This window comes from Jannaschia rubra (assembly GCF_001403735.1).
GTDB lineage: Bacteria > Pseudomonadota > Alphaproteobacteria > Rhodobacterales > Rhodobacteraceae > Jannaschia > Jannaschia rubra.
Genome location: NZ_CXPG01000023.1, coordinates 19,269 through 35,352, shown reverse-complemented (window position 1 = coordinate 35,352; position 16,084 = coordinate 19,269). Strand labels below are relative to the sequence as shown.

General features: G+C 70.0%; 14 protein-coding genes. 5 read left to right on the top strand and 9 right to left on the bottom strand.

The window, feature by feature from the left end; genetic code table 11:
* Positions 1-2: 2 nt before the first annotated feature.
* The 4 genes from JAN5088_RS16635 to JAN5088_RS16620 are packed head-to-tail and all read right to left on the bottom strand — an operon-like array spanning position 3 to position 5,636.
* Entirely contained in the window at positions 3-926 is a 924-nt protein-coding gene (locus tag JAN5088_RS16635) for a 3-hydroxyacyl-CoA dehydrogenase (RefSeq protein ID WP_055683964.1), read from the bottom strand.
* Positions 927-936: 10 nt separating this feature from the next.
* Positions 937-3,444: a branched-chain amino acid ABC transporter ATP-binding protein/permease gene (locus JAN5088_RS16630; protein ID WP_055683963.1), complete on the bottom strand. Its 2,508-nt coding sequence runs from the start codon at positions 3,442-3,444 to the stop codon at positions 937-939.
* A 4-nt stretch (positions 3,445-3,448) separates the two neighbouring features.
* Positions 3,449-4,327: a branched-chain amino acid ABC transporter permease gene (locus JAN5088_RS16625; protein ID WP_055683962.1), complete on the bottom strand. Its 879-nt coding sequence runs from the start codon at positions 4,325-4,327 to the stop codon at positions 3,449-3,451.
* A 58-nt stretch (positions 4,328-4,385) separates the two neighbouring features.
* Positions 4,386-5,636, bottom strand: a complete 1,251-nt coding sequence (locus tag JAN5088_RS16620; protein WP_055683961.1) for an ABC transporter substrate-binding protein — start codon at positions 5,634-5,636, stop codon at positions 4,386-4,388.
* Between the two features lie 151 nt (positions 5,637-5,787).
* Here JAN5088_RS16620 and JAN5088_RS16615 point away from each other — a divergent pair, with 151 nt between their 5' ends.
* Entirely contained in the window at positions 5,788-6,483 is a 696-nt protein-coding gene (locus JAN5088_RS16615) for a GntR family transcriptional regulator (RefSeq protein WP_055684003.1), read from the top strand.
* 12 nt (positions 6,484-6,495) lie between these two features.
* On the top strand, positions 6,496-7,263 hold the full coding sequence (locus tag JAN5088_RS16610; protein ID WP_055683960.1) for an SDR family oxidoreductase: 768 nt from the start codon (positions 6,496-6,498) through the stop codon (positions 7,261-7,263).
* Between the two features lie 167 nt (positions 7,264-7,430).
* Here JAN5088_RS16610 and JAN5088_RS16605 read toward each other — a convergent pair whose 3' ends face one another.
* Positions 7,431-8,087, bottom strand: a complete 657-nt coding sequence (locus JAN5088_RS16605) for a GntR family transcriptional regulator (protein ID WP_055683959.1) — start codon at positions 8,085-8,087, stop codon at positions 7,431-7,433.
* A gap of 168 nt (positions 8,088-8,255) precedes the next feature.
* On the opposite strand from JAN5088_RS16605, the gene JAN5088_RS16600 reads away from it, so the two are divergent.
* Positions 8,256-9,701 carry an NCS1 family nucleobase:cation symporter-1 gene (locus JAN5088_RS16600; protein ID WP_055683958.1) on the top strand — a complete coding sequence of 482 codons (1,446 nt, stop codon included), beginning with the start codon at positions 8,256-8,258 and terminating at the stop codon, positions 9,699-9,701.
* Positions 9,702-9,739: 38 nt separating this feature from the next.
* On the opposite strand, the gene JAN5088_RS16595 is transcribed toward JAN5088_RS16600, so the two are convergent.
* Positions 9,740-11,455, bottom strand: coding sequence for a PHA/PHB synthase family protein (locus JAN5088_RS16595; protein WP_055683957.1), 1,716 nt, complete (start codon positions 11,453-11,455; stop codon positions 9,740-9,742).
* Positions 11,456-11,936: 481 nt separating this feature from the next.
* Here JAN5088_RS16595 and JAN5088_RS16590 point away from each other — a divergent pair, with 481 nt between their 5' ends.
* Positions 11,937-12,629 (top strand): DUF2238 domain-containing protein, encoded by a 693-nt coding sequence (locus JAN5088_RS16590; protein ID WP_055683956.1) that lies wholly within the window; start codon positions 11,937-11,939, stop codon positions 12,627-12,629.
* Here the strand turns inward: JAN5088_RS16590 and hpnE are convergent.
* Genes hpnE through JAN5088_RS16575 form a run of 3 tightly spaced genes read right to left on the bottom strand, consistent with a single transcriptional unit; the run spans position 12,600 to position 15,566 of the window.
* Positions 12,600-13,829, bottom strand: a complete 1,230-nt coding sequence (gene hpnE / locus JAN5088_RS16585; protein WP_233489834.1) for a hydroxysqualene dehydroxylase HpnE — start codon at positions 13,827-13,829, stop codon at positions 12,600-12,602. The two genes, JAN5088_RS16590 and hpnE, sit on opposite strands and share 30 nt — an antisense overlap.
* A 22-nt stretch (positions 13,830-13,851) precedes the next feature.
* Positions 13,852-14,733 (bottom strand): squalene/phytoene synthase family protein, encoded by an 882-nt coding sequence (locus JAN5088_RS16580; protein ID WP_233489833.1) that lies wholly within the window; start codon positions 14,731-14,733, stop codon positions 13,852-13,854.
* The gene (locus tag JAN5088_RS16575; protein WP_055683954.1) at positions 14,730-15,566 is read right to left on the bottom strand and encodes a squalene/phytoene synthase family protein; all 837 of its coding nucleotides are present in this window, start codon (positions 15,564-15,566) and stop codon (positions 14,730-14,732) included. The genes JAN5088_RS16580 and JAN5088_RS16575 overlap by 4 nt, the downstream gene beginning before the upstream one ends.
* 108 nt (positions 15,567-15,674) lie before the next feature.
* Between JAN5088_RS16575 and JAN5088_RS16570 the strand changes: the two genes are divergently transcribed.
* Entirely contained in the window at positions 15,675-16,082 is a 408-nt protein-coding gene (locus JAN5088_RS16570; protein WP_055683953.1) for a DUF2141 domain-containing protein, read from the top strand.
* Positions 16,083-16,084: the final 2 nt, after the last annotated feature.

The following is a 16,084-nucleotide window of genomic DNA, read 5'->3' as shown; positions in this document are numbered from 1 at the left end:
GGTCAGTCTCCCGTTGATCTGGTTCGCAGATGGGTGTCGAGCGCCGCCAGCTCGCCGTCCCGCCAAGCCTGTCGCGCGCGGATGGCGGGGGGGTCGGCCAGCGCGGGGAAGGCGGCGGCCACGAGTGCTGCGGCGGCGTCGCTGAAGGCCTCCGCGCCCGCGGCGTCGGCGGCCAGCTTCCCCATGGGCGGGCCATAGCGCAGCATGTAGTCGGCGGCCCCGCCCGGCGCGTTCAGCACGATGGTTTCCATCGGGCCCATGAAGGCCCACCGGCGCCCGAGGCCGTGGCGCACCGTGTCGTCCAGTCCCTCGACGCTGACCACGCCCTCTGACACCAGCCGCAACGCCTCGGCCAGCAGCGCGGCCTGCAGGCGGTTGAGGACGAAGCCGTCGATCTCGCGCGACAGGCGGACGGGCACCTGCCCCGCGTCGCGGTAGATCGCTTCGGCACGGTCCATCGTTTCCGAAGACGTCACGGGCGAGGGGCAGAGTTCGACGACCGGGACGAGGTGCGGGGGGTTCACCGGATGGGCCACGAGGCAGCGCGCGGCCCCGGCGAGGCCGTCGGAGAACAGCGACGGCACCAGCGCTGAGCTGGACGAGGCGAGGATCGTCTCCGGCGCCGCGGCGGCGTCGAGGCGGGCGAACAGGTCCCGCTTCAGGTCGATGCGTTCCGGCCCGCTCTCCTGCACGAGGTCGGCACCGTCGAGCGCCGCTTCCATCGTGGTGGCCGGCGTCACGCGGGCTGCGATGGCGTCGGCGTCGGGGGTTCCGGCTTCGCGCAGCATGGCCGCGATCTCGCCCTCCAGCGCGGCCAATACGGTGGCCTCGGCGTCCCAGGCGGCGACGTCCATGCCGGCACGCGCGAAGACCACGGCCCAGGAGCGTCCGATCAGGCCGGCGCCGACGATTGCGATCCGCGTCATCCCGTTCCCCTCATAGCCAAAGCACCTTGCGGCGCAGGTCGATGTCTTCGGCCAGGTCGCGCGACGGACCCTCGTGGAACACCCGCCCGGTTTCCAGCGCCACCGTCCGGTCCGACAGGCCGAGCGCCAGGTCGAGATTGTGGTCCACGATCACGATGGAGAGCCGTTCGCGCAAGCGGTCGAAGCTGACGAACAACTGCTCGACGATGGCCGGGGCCAGCCCCTCGAACGGCTCGTCCAGCAGGAGAAGGCGCGTGTCGCCGGACAGCGCGCGCGCCACGGCCGCCATCTGCTGCTCGCCCCCCGAAAGCCTGTCGGCGTCGGTGTCCATGCGTTCGGCGAGGCGGGGGAAATAGTCGAGGATCTCCTCCTCCGACCAATGCGTCCCCGCGCCGGTGCGCCGCCGGATGCGCCCGAGTTCGAGGTTCTGGCGCACGGTCATGCCGGCGAACAGGCCGCGCCCCTGGGGGACGTAGCCCACGCCGGCGCGCGCCACCTCGGCGGCCTCCAGCCCGACCAACTCGCGACCGGCCAGGGTGATCGACCCGCCGGTGACGGGCGCGATGCCCAGGATCGCCTTGAGCAGCGTCGACTTTCCGGCGCCGTTGCGGCCCAGAAGGGCCAGGATCTCGCCTTCGCGGATGTCGAAGCTCACGTCCTGCAGGATGTGGCTCTTGCCGTAGTGGACGTTGACGTCCGTCAACTTTGCCAGCACCCCCTCGCGCACCCCGTGGTGGGCCATCGCGGCCACCTCGGTCGTGCCCGAACCGATGTAGATCTCGCGCACCTTGTCGTCGCCGCGCACCGTCTCCACCGGCCCGTCGAGAAGGACGCGGCCTTCGTTCATCACCGTGACATGGTCGGACAGGCGGAACACCCGGTCGATGTCATGCTCCACCAGCAGGACTGGCAGCACGCCCGACACCTGCTTGAGAAGGTTGCCCACCCGTTCACGCTCCGCCGCCGAAAGACCCGCCAGCGGCTCGTCCGCCAGAAGGATGCTCGGCCGCGAGGCCAGCGCCAGCGCGAGGTCGAGGAGCCGCTGCCCGCCGTAGGAAAGCGACGACGCCGGCGCGTCCTCCATCCCCGAAAGGCCCGCCCAGCGGAGCATCTCGCCCGTCTCGTGCCCGATGTCGTCGAACCCGGTCGCCGGACGCCAGGCGTTCATGCGGGCGGCATGGCTCGCCTGAACGGCGAGGCGGACGTTCTCGTGCACGGTCAGGTCGGGGAACAGGCTGGTGATCTGGAACGACCTGCCGATGCCCAGTTGCGCGGCGCGGTGCGGGGCCGCGCCCGCGATGTCCGTCCCGCCCAGCGTCACGGTGCCGTCGTCGGGCGGGATCATTCCGGTCAGCAGGTTGAACGTCGTCGTCTTGCCCGCCCCGTTCGGCCCGATCAGCGCGTGCAAGGTTCGGTCCGCGACCCTGAGGTCGACGCCGTCGACCGCGCGGAAGGCGCCGAAGGACTTGGCGATGCCCCGCGCCTCCAGAACGGCGCCGCCCTGCCCGGCGCCTTCGATCATCGCGGGCAGGGGCAGGGCCTCGGCCTTGCGGTCGGCCATGGCGGCGCCGGTTTCGGGGCCGGGGTTGAAACGCTCCGCCACCTGCTGCCCGATGCCCACCAGCCCCTCGCGCGCGAAGAAGACGAAGGCCATGAAGATAAGGCCGAACCACAAAAGCCAGTTCTCGGTGTAGATCGACAGGTATTCGCGGAACAGGATATAGAACAGCGCGCCCAGCGACGGCCCGAGGAACCCGCGCATCCCCCCGATGACCACCATCGCCAGAAGCTCGCCCGAGAAGGCCACCGACATGGGTTCGGCCGACGTCAGGCGGTTCTTGAACACCAGAAGCGACCCTGCCAGCCCCGTGACCATGGCCGAGGCGACGAAGGCGGCGAGCTTGTAGCGGGTGACGTCGTAGCCGAGGGCAAGGGCCCGGGTCTCGTTCTCGCGGATGGCGACCAGCACCTTGCCCAGCGGCGCGTCGAGGAACCGCCAGAGGACGAAGGCGACGGCCAGCGCGACGAGCGCGACGAGCCAGTAGAAGGTCCAGCCGTCGTTGAGATCGACCGCCCCCCAATCCGGCCGGCGGATGCCGCCCAACCCGTTCTCGCCGCCGGTGAGCGCGGTCCAGCGGAAGGCGACGGAGAACGCCAGCGCCGAAAGCGCCAGCGTCATGAGCGAGAAGTAGACGCCGCTGCGCCGGAGCATCAGGACGCCGAAGCCCGCCGCGACGACGGCCGTGACGGCGAGCGCGGCCAGGATCGGCAGCACGAAGGCCGTGCCCGGCAGCGCCAGCGCCAGCAGCCCCGCCGTATAGGCGCCCAGCCCGAACCAGGCGCCGTGCCCGAAGGAGACGAGGCCCGTGCGCCCGACCAGCAGGTTCAGCCCCGTCGCCGCCAGCGCATAGATCACCACTTCGGCGGCGGACGTGGTCGTCAGCCCGATCAGCGTGAGGGCGAAGGGCAGGAGGGCCAGCGCGACGGTGGCGATGAGAAGGGGATGGATGCGCGTCATGGACCTATTCGAACCGGGTGATGCGTTCGCCCATCAATCCGCGGGGGCGGACCAGAAGGACGACGAACATGAGCAGGTAGATCGAGGCGAGCGACCAGGACGACAGGTCGATGGCCACCATGAAGCCCTTGACCACGCCCACGAGCATCGCGGCGAGGACCACGCCCCAGAAGGACCCCAGCCCGCCGATGACGACCACGACGAAGGCCGCGACCAGAACCTCGATCCCCATGGCGGGATGGACGGGATGGATCGGCGCCATCAGCACGCCCGCCAGCCCCGCGAGCCCGATGCCGATAGCCGCGACCGCAGACAGGTAGGGGCGCAGCGAGATGCCGAGCGTGGCGAGGATGTCGGGGTTCTGGATGCCCGCGCGCACGATGCGCCCGAAGGCGGTGCGGTTCAGGAGCCACCAGAGCGCCGCCACGACGACCACGGCCACCACGATGGTGAAGATGCGGTAGCGCGAATAGATGAACTCCCCCATGAAGACCTGCCCCCGCAGCACGTCGGGGATGTTGAAGGCCAGCGGGGCCGATCCGAAGATCAGGCGCAGCGTCTGCTCCAGCACCATGGCGAGGCCGAAGGTCAAAAGCAGCGAATAGAGCGGATCGATCCGGTAGAAACGCTTGAACAGCAGCCGCTCGACCACGATGCCGAGCGCGCCCACCAGGATCGGCCCGACGATCACGGCGCCGAAGAAGCCGACATGGGGCGCCAGCACGATCGCCATGTAGGCCCCGACCGCGAAGAAGGCGCCGTGGGCCAGGTTGATGATCCCGCCCAGCGAGAAGATCAGCGACAGGCCGAGCGCGATCAGGAGGTAATAGAACCCGTCGAGCAGACCGTTGAGCAGCTGCGACAGGAAAAGTGCCGTTTCCATGCGGGGTCTCGACTATCGGAGGGGCCCGCCGCGGCCGGGCGCGGCGGGCGGTGTCGGGTCAGGCGGCGAAGGTGCAGGTGCCGCCGACGGCGTCCTCGATCAGCACCTCGAGCGGCTGGTCGGCGCCGAGGACGGGGCCGGAGGTGGTGAAGATGTCCCACTCGTTCTCGACCTCCGCCTCGGGCAGCGCGGTGATCGCGTAGATGTCCTGCAAAAGCTGATGAGAGTCGGGGTTGAAGTATCCCGGCCGGCTTTTCATCAGATCGAAGGTCGCGCCGCTCTCAAGGTATTCGATCAGGGCATCCGCATCCGTTCCGCCGATTTCGGTCATGGCTTTCGCCATGATCCTGAGTGCCGTGTAATCCGACCAGGCCTGGTTCTCGGGCGGCTTGCCGTATTTGTCGGCGAAGGCCTTGGCGAAGGCCTGGCTCTCCTCGGTGTCGATGAGGTGGTTCCAGACGCTGGGCCAGGTGCCCGAGAAGTTCTGCGGACCCGCCGCCCAGGCCGATTGCGTGTCGAAGCCGAAGCCGCCGATGGGATAGTCGAGGCCGAACTCGCCGTACTGCTTGAGGAACCCCGTGATCTGCGTGCCGGCGAGGTTCAGCGCGACCACGTCGGGCTGCGCGCTGCGGATCTTGAGCATGATGGCCGAGAAGTCGGTCGCATCCGTCGCCACGAGGTCGTCGCCCACGATTTCGCCGCCGTTGCGGTCAAGGAAGGCGCGCGCGCCGTTCAGCAGGTCGTGGCCGAAGGCATAGTCGGCGGTGGGCAGATACCACTTCTTTCCCTCGACCAGATCGGCGTTGAGGAAGTGCAGCCCCTCGCCGTTCAGATACATCGCGTTCTGCGTCTCGACGTGGAACATGTGCCGCTTGCAGTCCGATCCGCGCAGCGTGTCCGAGTTGCCGCCGGTGTTGACGAAGACCGTGCCCGTCCGCTCCGCGACCTGTCCGATGGCCAGCGTCGAGGCGGACGAGATCTCGCCCGTGATCGCCGCCACGCCGTCGCGCTCGATCATCCGTTCGGCCTTGGTGGAGGCGGTCTGGGGATTGACCGAATCCTCCTTGAGGACCTGAAGGTCGCGGCCCATGATCCCGCCCTCGGCGTTGATGTGCTCGACCGCCAGATCGACCCCCATCACCGCATAATCCCCCAGGGGGCCCAGAAATCCCGTTCGCGGCGTCAGGTGGCCCAGCACGATCGGCCCCTCCTGCGCCCGCAGGATCGTGGGCGCGGCCAGCGTGCCCAGGGCCATGGCGCCCCCGGTCCGCAGTACGGCACGCCGGTTCATGTTCCGGATAAAGGTCATCGTCGTCTCCTCCCGAGTGACGTCCGATCGCTTCGGATCGGTCTGATAACTGCGATCACAGTTGCGGGGGGATTCGACTTCTGTCAAGACTTCACGCACGCAGCATGGTCTCGACGGCACCTGCGATGGCTGGAACTTCATGGGATCACAGATGACCGATGCGGCCTTCGAAACCGCCGGAACACCGGGCGCGCCCACCGACGGGGCGTCGCTTTCCGCGCATGTCTACGATGTCGTCGCGGAGATGCTGCTGTCGGGTGCGCTGCGGCCGGGCGACCGGATTCCGCTGCGCCGGCTCGCCGACCAGCTGGGCGTTTCGGTCATGCCGATCCGCGCGGCCATCGGCCGGCTGGCCGCACGCGGCGCGCTTCGCGTGGAGCCCAAGCGCGCGATCTCGGTCCCGATCCTCAGCCGCGCCGAATTCGCCGACCTCACGCGCAACCGCCTGCATCTCGAACGTTGGGCGGTGTCGCTGGCGGCGCAGGGCGGCATGGCGTCGGCCCCCCTGCGAACGGCCGAGCAGGCGTTCCGCAGCGCCCTCGGTCGCGACGACGCGCAGGAGGCGGTGCGGGCCAACAAGGCGCTGCATTTCGACATCTATGCGGCGGCGGGGTCGCCGGTCCTCATGGAGCTCATCACCATCATGTGGCTGAAGGCCGGCCCGATCATCAACCTCGACCTGGGCGAGCAATCGCGCCGCAGCCGCCATTCCGCCTCGCTCGAGACGCACGGCCGCATGGTCGCGGCCATCCTGCGCGGGGATTCAGATGCCGCCGCGGACGCCCTGGGCGACGACATCCAATCCGCGGCCGAGTTCATCCTGTCGCGCGACATTCTGGCCAGCTAGGAGGGCAGGGACATGGATCTGAAACTTCACGACACCAGGGTCATCGTCACGGGCGGCGGCGCCGGGATCGGGCGGGCCATCGTCGACGGCTTCCTCGCCGAAGGGGCCGCGGTGGCGGTCTGCGACATCGACGCCGATGCGCTCGGCCGGCTGCCCGACGGCGTGTTCCACCGGCGCGTGGACGTGGGCATCGCGGAGGATCTGGCGGCGTTCATCGAGGACGCCATCGCGCATCTGGGCGGGCTCGACTGCCTTGTGAACAACGCGGGCATCGCGGGGCCTTCCGCCGGGATCGAGGCCATCGACCTTGCCGACTGGAACCGCACGCTCGCCATCTGCCTGACCAGCCAGTTCGTCTGCGCGTCGCGCGCCGTGGAGGCCCTGCGGCGCAGCGCCAACGCCTCCATCGTGAACCTGTCGTCGGTGGCCGGGCGCGTCGGGTTTCCGCAGCGCACCCCCTATGCGGCGGCGAAATGGGGCGTCGTCGGCCTGACGAAATCCCTGTCCATCGAACTGGGGCCGGATCGCATCCGGGTCAACGCCATCATGCCCGGCCTCGTCGCGGGCGACCGGCAGCGCCGCGTGCTGGAAGCGCGCGCCCAGAACCGCGGCCGAAGCTTCGCGGAGGTCGAGGCGGAGGCGTTCTCGCTCACCTCCATCGCCGAATACGTGACGCCCGAGCAGATCGCGGACCAGGTGCTGTTCCTTGCCAGCGAACGCGGGCGCACGATTTCGGGACAGGCCATCTCGGTCTGCGGCGACACCCGCGCGCTGGCGTGACGGATTTCCGACACGGGCCGGACGCCCGGTTAACAAATACATAACGGCCATTACCGCCGTCCTGCCGGGAACGGCGCTCTTGCTGAAAGGACGCGCCTCATTTCGCCGTATCCGGGGCTGCGGTCCGCCAGTCGCCCATCGAAGCCTGCCGCTTCCTGGGACATGCCCTACGGCACGCCCCACCACCGCAGGGTCTGCTCGAAATGGACGCGGATCGCCTCGGCGGCGGCACCGGCGTCGCGGCGGTCGAGGGCGTCGATGACGACTAGGTGTTCCTCCATCGCAGAGACGATGCGGTCCTGAAGGAACGGACGGGAGTTCTGGATGATGGCGATCCGCATCCGGTTGGCGGCATAGGCCCCCGTCAGCAGCGAATTGCCCAGGCCCTCGGACAGGTAGTCGTGCAGCGACAGGTCGACCGTGATGGCCTGGGGCGGCAGGTCGCCCGCCCCGCCTGTCCGGGCCGCGTCGCGTATCGCGGCGTGTCGTTGGCGCAGGTCGGCCAGCCCCTCGACCGCGCCCTCCGCGATGCGGCGGCGGGCCCCCTCCTGATCCAGCGCCATGCGGAAGTCGAGGCATTCGCGGATGGTCTCGGGGCGCGCTTCCATCACCTGCACGCCGCGCTTGGGCAAGGTCGTGAGCAGGCCCCAGGCGCTACCCTGCTTCACCGCGTCGCGAATGGCGGCGATCGGACAGTCGAGAAGCTCGACCAGTTGCGACATGGACAGGAACTGCCCCTCGCGCAGCTGTCCCGACCTGAGCGCAGTCCAGAGCGCGTGCTGCGCCTTGTCGCCGAGCAGGCGGATATCATGGGTTGCATTCATGGTTCACCCAGGCGGCAGAGACCTTCAACATTTCCAGACAGGTGTTGAAGGATATTCTTCATAGTCGAATTTCTAGAATATCCTGTAAAATGTCAGTTGCAATAGCAGACGGGCGCGGGCAGCGCCGGAAACGACGGGCCGCGATCTCATGCGGCAAGGGAGGGAACCATGACGGCAACGGATCACGGTCACGTGGCCCCCGGCGGGACGATGGACGCCGAGGGACACAACACGCTGAACCCCGTGGGGGCGGACGAAAAGACCTGGGGCTGGTTCGCCATCTTCAACATCTGGGCCAACGACGTGCAGTCGCTGTTCGGCTATTCGCTGGTGGCCTCGCTGTTCATCTCCTACGGGGTGGGCGGCTGGACGGCCTTCGCCGCGCTGATCGCGGCGGGCCTGTTCGTCATGTGGATGGTGAACCTGTCGGGTGCCGCGGGCGAGAAATACGGCATCCCCTACCCCGTCTTCGCCCGCGCCAGCCTGGGAACCCAGGGTGCCAAGCTGCCGGCCATCCTGCGGGCCATCGTCGCGGTCTTCTGGTACGGCGTGCAGGTCTATTTCGCCTCGACCGCCGTGGCGCTCCTGATCCGGTCGGTCACGGGGCTGTCGGGCGGGGCCGAGATCATGGGCCTGACCGGCGTCGACTGGACGGCCTTCCTCATCGTCTGGGCCTTCCACATCGTCATCTTCTGGCGCGGCATGGACTGGGTCGAGACCTTCCTCAACATCGCCGGCCCCTTCGTCTATGTCGTGATGATCGGCCTCGTGATCGTCCTGTGGCAGCGCGCCGACGGGCAGCTCCTGTCGGCCACGGCCACGATCTTCGCCAACCCCGAAGGCACATTCGCCACCGAGTTCAGCGGCTTCATCGCCATCGTCGGCACCATGGTGGCCTATTTCGCGGCGGTGATGATCAACTTCAGCGATTTCTCGCGCTATGCTCGCGACAAGAAGGCGATGAAGCTCGGCAACCTCGCAGGGCTGCCGTTCAACATGATCCTGTTCTCGGCGCTGGCGCTTCTGACCACGGCGGGCGCGGCGGTCGTCTTCGGCGAGGAGATCATCAACCCGACCGAGATCGTGGAGCGCACCGACAGCGTCCTGCTGGGCGTCATCGCGGCGATCACCTTCTTCGCGGCGACCGTGGGCATCAACCTGGTGGCCAACTTCATCCCCGCGGTGAACGGCATCGCCAACCTCAGCCCGACGCGCATCAGCTTCCGCACTGCGGGCCTCATCACCTCGGGCTTCGCGCTGGTGATCGGCGGCTTCTGGAACAGCTTCATCAGCGAGTTCGGCATCAGCGGCTTCGTCAACACGCTGGGCGCGACGCTGGCCCCGATCTTCGGCATCATGATCGTGGACTACTACTGGCACCGCAAGCAGGAGCTGCGGCTGGATGACCTCTACGACACCGAAGGCGGCGTCTACCGCTACGGCAACGGCTGGAACGGCACGGCGGTGCAGGCCTTCGGGGTGGCGGCCATCTTCTCGGTGGCGACGGTCTGGGTGCCGTGGTTCGCCTTCCTGTCGGGCTACAACTGGGTCATCGGCGCCCTTCTGGGCGGCGCGATCTATCACGTCCTCGCGCGCGGCAACGTCCGCGTCTGACGCCCGGTCGGGCCGGCGGGGTGCACCCCCTGCCGGCCCTACTTCTGCAAGACATAGGTCCCCGGCGCATCCGCCAGCGGCGCGAAGCCCGCATCGGGGGCGCCCATGGCGGGCGGCGCGACCGGGGCGCCCGACCGCTCCTTGAGCCAGTCGTCCCATTCCAGCCACCAGGACCCGTCCTGCTCCGGCGTCTGCGCCTGCCATGTTTCGGGATCGACATAGGTATCGTCGTGCCGCGCCGTGGCGATCCGGTAGGTCCGGCGGGGGTGCCCCGGCTCCGACACGATGCCCGCGTTGTGGCCACCGCTGGTCAGCACGAAGGTCACGTCGGTGTCGAGAAACAGGTGCATCTTGTAGACCGACTGCCAGGGCGCGACGTGGTCCGTCACCGTGCCCACGGCAAAGACCGGCGGGCGGATGTCGACCACCGACACGGGCCGGCCGTCCACGGTGTAGTTCCCTTCGGTCAGGTCGTTGTCGAGATAGAGCGAGCGCAGGTATTCCGAATGCATCCGATAGGGCATCCGAGTCCCGTCGGCGTTCCAGGCCATCAGATCGAACATCGGCGGCTCCTCTCCCATGAGGTAGCTCCGCATGACCCGCGACCAGATCAGGTCGACGCTGCCCATGATCTGGAACGCCCCGGTCATCTGGCGCGCGTCCAGATAGCCCTGGTCCCACATCATGTCCTCCAGATAGGTGACCTGGCTCTCGCTCGTGAACAGCTGCAGCTCCCCGGCTTCGGTGAAGTCGATCTGCGAGGCGAGGAACGTCAGCGTGGCGAACGGGTCCTCCCCGTCGCGCCCCATGGCCGCCGCCGCGATCGACAGGAGCGTCCCGCCGAGGCAGTAGCCGACGCCGTGGATCTTGCGCCCCGGCACGACGGCCTGCACCGCCTCGACGGCGTCGAGCACGCCCATCCGGCGGTAGTCGTCCATCCCCAGGTCGCGGTCCTCCGCATCGGGGTTGCGCCAGGAGACCATGAAGACGGTATGCCCCCGGTCGACCAGGAACTTCACCATGGAGTTCCGCTCCGACAGGTCGAGGATGTAGTACTTCATGATCCACGCCGGGACGATCAGGACCGGCTCGGGGTTCACCTTGCCCGTGGTCGGCGAATACTGGATCAGCTCCATCAGGCGGTTGCGATGGATGACCTTGCCCGGCGTCGCCGCGACCTCATGGCCCGGACGGAATGCCTCCGCCCCTGCCGGAGGCTTGTCGCGCAACTGCCGGTCCAGGTCGTCGAGGAAGATGCCGAAGCCGCGGGCAAGGTTCCGGCCGCCCTCCTTCCGCGTCCGCTCCAGCACCTCGGGATTGGTCGCGGGAAAGTTGGAGGGCGAGAAGGCGTCGAGCATCTGGCGGGCGACGAATTCCATCACCCGTTCGTGCCTGTCGGTCACGCCGCGCACCCCGGTCGTGACGTCGTTCCACCACCGCTGATTGAGAAGGAACTGCTGGTGATAGAGGTTGTAGGGCCATTTCTGCCACCCTTCATGCCGGAACCTGCGGTCGGTCGCCGGCGGCGTGACGCAGGGGCGCGCGCGATACCGGGTTCCCGCGCAGGTCGCCGCATAGCGCGACAGCTGCACCCAGTTCTGCCAAGCCTTGTGCCCGAGCTGCATCTGCTTGCCCGGCTCCGTCGCCAGATGCGCGAACCAGTCGAGATAGGCCCCGGCCAGCGCCGCGGGTGAGACGCCGGCGGTCATCCTGGCCATGTTGGCGCGGGTCAGCCGGTCGATCATCGTCGTCATGGTGTCGAAGGGGACGATCCCGGTGCCCGATCCGCCGGCAGGCGGGGTCGCGGCAGGGCGGGGCCGTTTTGCCCGGACCTCCGGCGCGGCGCCTGGTGCGCGGCCGCGATTCGCGGGCCGTTTCGTCCCAGTCTGTCCGCTCTTAGGTGATGAAGCCGTCATTGCGCATCCTCCCCTTGAACCGCCGAGGATACGCCGCGAAGAACGGCCCCGCATTGACCCCGATCAACCTTTCGCGGGGCGCGCGGCATCTTGCTGGCCCGGTCCATCGCCCCAGATAGACGAAATGAACCGACGGTGCGGCAAGCCTTTCCGATCCGTCCCGAACCTGCCCAGCGGAGCCCGCCTTGCCCGACGTCCCTGCCCGAACGGCCGAACATCCCGACCGCCTCTCCGCCCGTAGGGGGACGCGGGATGCGGCGGCGGTCGGTGGGACCGGGTTCGCGGCCCCGCGGCCGACCCCCGCAAGGGGCGCGCCGCGATGACCCATCCCTCCGCCTCGCCTCTCGGCACCCCCCGCCCCGCGGCCAGGCCCGTCCTGCGCGCCCTGCCCTGGGCGGCGGTCGCCTTGGCCTCGGGCGCGGGCGCGGTGCTGGGCGACTGGCAGTTCGCTTGGGTCGCGGCCGCCTGCGCGGGTCTGGCGCTGCTGCCCAAGGCCTTCACCGCCGTCTCGGGGATCGTGTTTCCCGCGGGCTTCACCACCGGCATCCTGATCTTCTGCGCCGCGGCCCTTCTGGCGGGCGAATGGGGCGGGCTCTACGTCACCCTGTGGTGGTGGGATCTGGCCCTGCACCTCGTGGCGTCCTCCGTCCTCGCCGTGGTCGGCATGGCGCTGGCGATGACGGCGACAGGGGGCGCGCGGCCGCGGGTGGCCGTCTGGGTGCTCGCCGTCCTGGCCTTCGCCTTCTCGATGATGGTCGGCGCCATGTGGGAGCTGATGGAGTTCTCGATCGACGCGATCTTCGGCACCAACGCGCAACGTTCCGGCCTGCCCGACACGATGGGGGACCAGGCGGTCAACCTGCTGGGCGCGACGCTGGGCGCGGTGGCGGGCCACGCGCGGGTGGACCGGGGCGCCCGCTGGCCGCTGGCCCGCCTGCTCGGCCGGTTCATGGCGGACAACCCGGTCCTCTATCCCGACCTGTCAGACCGCGCGCGCCGCCGCCAGCCCTGACTGCACCGCCCCCTCCAGCGTCGCGGGCAGGCCCGTGTCGACGTGATCGCCGGCGAGGATCAGGTTCCGCCACCGCGTCCGCGTGGCCGGCCGCCGCGCCACGCCGGCGGGCGACTGGTCGAAGGTCGCCGCCCTTTCCCGCAGAAAGCGCGCGGGCGGCAGGGCGTCTGGTACCCGGCCCCCATGGGCGCGGACGGCCGCCGCGACCTCGGACCACAAAAGCCGCAGCGAGGCATCCCGGCCCAGTCCCTGCAACGGCGAATGTTCCGCCGCCGAGACCGTGACCGACACCACGTCGCCGCGCCGGAACAGCCACTGCGCCGCCCCGCCCAGAAGGGCCAGGATCGGGGGCAGGCCGCTGTCGGGCAGCAGGAAGTGTGCGTTGGCGATGGACGGCCCCGGACCGGGCAGCGTGAGGTCGGGCAACATCGGCGCCACCTCCTGCGGCGGCAGGGCGAGGATCACGGCATCCCGCGGCCCGATCTCCAGCGGCCCCTCGCGCAGGTGCAGCGTGGTGACGCGCCGATCCGCGATCTCCACCTCGCGGACCGGCGCGCGATAGCGGATCGGGACACCCCTGCCCGCCAGCACCTCCACCGCCGGGTCGATCAGCGCGGGCCCCAGCCCCTCGGGCGCCAGCACCGGCCGGCACGCCCCCGCGCCCCGTGCGAAGCTGCGCAGAAGGACGGCGCGCAGGAGGCCCGCGTCCGCCTCCTCCGGCGGCGCGTTGAGGATGGCGCGGGTCATCGGATCCCAGAACCCGCGCCACATGGGGCCACGGTCGGTCACGGCCTTGGCGACGGTGCGCCCCCTGCCCGCCCGCAGCAGCCCGAACGCCTGCGACGCCGCACGGCCAAGGGTCACCCCCGGCGGCCGCGCCACGCCGCTGAGCATGCCCAGAGGTCCGGGCGGCAGGCGAAGGCTCCACCGCGCGCCGGAGGCGAGGTCGAGGAACGGAAAGGCCGCCTCCGGCATCACGCTCAGCGCATCGCGCCCGCCGATCCGGTCGGCCCAGTCCAGCACGCCCCGGTTGGCCGACAGGATCAGGTGGTTGCCGTTGTCGATCCGCCGCCCCAGCCGGTCGTCGGCAAAGCTGCGGCACCGGCCGCCCGCCTTGGGCGACGCCTCCAGCATCAGGACGTCCCGGCCGCGCCGCGACAGCGCCTCCGCCGCCACGAGGCCCGCAAGGCCCGCGCCCACGATCACAACCCTGCCGGTCAGGTCAGCCCCCCCGCGCGAGGACGCGCCGCGTACCGTCGATCAGCTTGCCCACGCCGGACCGCCGGGGCGGCACGACCGTCCAGTCGTCCTCCATCCGGCCGAGCAGCCGCTCGTAGGGCCCCATCATCATCAGCGCGGGCAGCAGCCGCGCGCGGCTGTGCGACGGGATCTCCAGCGCGGCCTCCGCATAGGCGGCGCGCGCCTCGCGGCCGAGGATCGCACGGGCGCGCGGCAGGGCCGGATGGTCCACGGCCGCCTTCGGATCGTCGGGCAGACCCGCCCCCCGCAGGACATGCGCGGGCAGGTAGAGACGCCCGCGGCGCGCGTCCTCGGCCACGTCGCGCAGGATGTTGGTCAGTTGCAGGCCCCGCGCCAGCGACAGGGCGAACCGCTCCGACGAATGGCCGCGCCAGGCGCCGAAGCAATGCATCGACAGGACGCCGACCGATCCCGCGACCCGGCGGATATAGGCGGTCAGCATCTCCCCGCTCGGGGCGACGATGCAGGCCGCGTCCATCCGCATCCCGTCGAGCAGCAGCAGGAACTCCGCCTGCGGCAGGTCGTGGCGGTCGATGGCGCGCGCAAGCTCGGCGCCGACGGCGGTGCGCGGGATGCCGCCGTGGGCGCGCACGATCTCCTCCTCCCAGGCGTCGAGCGCGGCCGCGCAGGCGGCCGGGTCCGTGCCCATGGGGGAATCGCCGTCCGCGATGTCGTCGACGATGCGGCAGAAGGCATAGACCGCGCGGATCGCGTCGCGCCGGACGGGGGGAAGGATGCTCATTCCCAAGGCGAAGGACGATCCGGAGGCGGCGACGATGGAGCGGACCACCGCCCGGTCCGCCCGGCGATCGCTGGCCCGGTCCGCCGACGACAGACCCGTCACCGGGGCCTCCGCGCCGCATGGGTCAGGCCCACGGCGCCCGCGCGCAGGACATCCGCCCGCGACAGCGCCACGCGACGGGCCAACGGATCGCCCCGCCGCAACCGCTGGCAAAGCCGCCGGGCGAGCCACAGCGTCGCTGCCGCCTGCCCGCGCAGCCCCCGCGATCGGATCGCCCCCGGCAGGGGCGCGGCGCGGTTCAGGAGCGTGGCGCAGGTGTCGAGCGTCCGGGTCACGACGCGGGAAAGTTCGGGGGTGAGGCGCGGCTCCGACAGATCTTCGGGCCGCGCGCCGGCTTCCTCCAGCCAGTCGGCGGGCAGATAGACCCGGCCCAACCGGGCACGGTCCTCGGCCAGGTCCTGAAGGTGGTTGAGAACCTGCAATGCGGTGCACAGCGGGTCCGACAGCGCCGCCACGCGCCTGTCCTCGCCGTGGAGCGCCAGGAGGAACCGCCCCACCGGGTCGGCGGACATCGCGCAATAGGCCCGCAGGTCGTCCCACGTGGCATAGCAGGCACCCCGCGCGTCCTGCCGGAAGGCTCCCAGCAGACGGCGCGCTTCGGCCAGGGCCTCCGGTCGGTCGGCCAGCGCCGAGCGCAGCGCCAGCGCCTCCGGCCGACCGTCCGGGTCGCCGTCCAGCCCCGCCTCGAAGGCGTCGAGCTCGGAAAGCTTCACGGCGGCCGCCAGATCGGCATCGTCCGCCACGTTGTCGGCGGCGCGGGCGTAGCGATAGAAGGCCATGACCGCCCCGCGCTTGCGCCCCGTCAGCAGGCGCGATGCGACCGGAAAGTTCTCGGTCCCGGCATCGCGGATGCGATCGGCAACGGTCTCTCCCATGACGCCCTCCCCTCCGCGGCGCAATTCCGCGCGATCACCCGCCGTCTTCGCGTGATTCCTCAAACCGTTGTTCTAGGTCTGCCGTAAGATGAGGAAAGGGCCAAGCCGATGCACACCATTCTGACCCTGTCGCTGCTCACCGTCGCCGTTCCGGCCGTCGCGGCGGACCTGCGCGTCGAGATCGCGAACCTGCGCTCCACCGAAGGCCAGATCCTCGTCGCGGCCTGCGACGAGGCACGGTTCACCACCGCCGACTGCCCGTTCACCGCCCGCGCGCCCGCGTCCGAGGGGGCCGCGACGATCCGCGGGCTGCCCCCCGGCATCTATGCGGTGCAGGCGATCCACGACGAGAACGCGAACGACAAGCTCGACCGCCGCCTGCGGCTGCTGCCGCTCGAAGGGCTCGGCTTCTCGCGCGATGCGCCGATGCGCCGCGGCCCACCCCGTTTCGGCGACGCGGCGCTTGCCGTGGAAGGCGACGGCACCATAACCGTCAACATGAGGTATTTTCAGTGAAC

Excerpts from the sequence above, each read along its gene's own strand:
- JAN5088_RS16595 (WP_055683957.1), bottom strand. The coding sequence starts at position 11,455 with ATGACGACGATGATCGACCGGCTGACCCGCGCCAACATGGCCAGGATG.
- JAN5088_RS16615 (WP_055684003.1), top strand. The coding sequence starts at position 5,788 with ATGACCGATGCGGCCTTCGAAACCGCCGGAACACCGGGCGCGCCCACC.
- JAN5088_RS16630 (WP_055683963.1), bottom strand. The coding sequence starts at position 3,444 with ATGACGCGCATCCATCCCCTTCTCATCGCCACCGTCGCGCTGGCCCTC.
- JAN5088_RS16620 (WP_055683961.1), bottom strand. The coding sequence starts at position 5,636 with ATGACCTTTATCCGGAACATGAACCGGCGTGCCGTACTGCGGACCGGG.
- JAN5088_RS16610 (WP_055683960.1), top strand. The coding sequence starts at position 6,496 with ATGGATCTGAAACTTCACGACACCAGGGTCATCGTCACGGGCGGCGGC.
- JAN5088_RS16570 (WP_055683953.1), top strand. The coding sequence starts at position 15,675 with ATGCACACCATTCTGACCCTGTCGCTGCTCACCGTCGCCGTTCCGGCC.
- JAN5088_RS16590 (WP_055683956.1), top strand. The coding sequence starts at position 11,937 with ATGACCCATCCCTCCGCCTCGCCTCTCGGCACCCCCCGCCCCGCGGCC.
- JAN5088_RS16605 (WP_055683959.1), bottom strand. The coding sequence starts at position 8,087 with ATGAATGCAACCCATGATATCCGCCTGCTCGGCGACAAGGCGCAGCAC.
- JAN5088_RS16635 (WP_055683964.1), bottom strand. The coding sequence starts at position 926 with ATGACGCGGATCGCAATCGTCGGCGCCGGCCTGATCGGACGCTCCTGG.
- JAN5088_RS16625 (WP_055683962.1), bottom strand. The coding sequence starts at position 4,327 with ATGGAAACGGCACTTTTCCTGTCGCAGCTGCTCAACGGTCTGCTCGAC.
- JAN5088_RS16575 (WP_055683954.1), bottom strand. The coding sequence starts at position 15,566 with ATGGGAGAGACCGTTGCCGATCGCATCCGCGATGCCGGGACCGAGAAC.
- JAN5088_RS16600 (WP_055683958.1), top strand. The coding sequence starts at position 8,256 with ATGACGGCAACGGATCACGGTCACGTGGCCCCCGGCGGGACGATGGAC.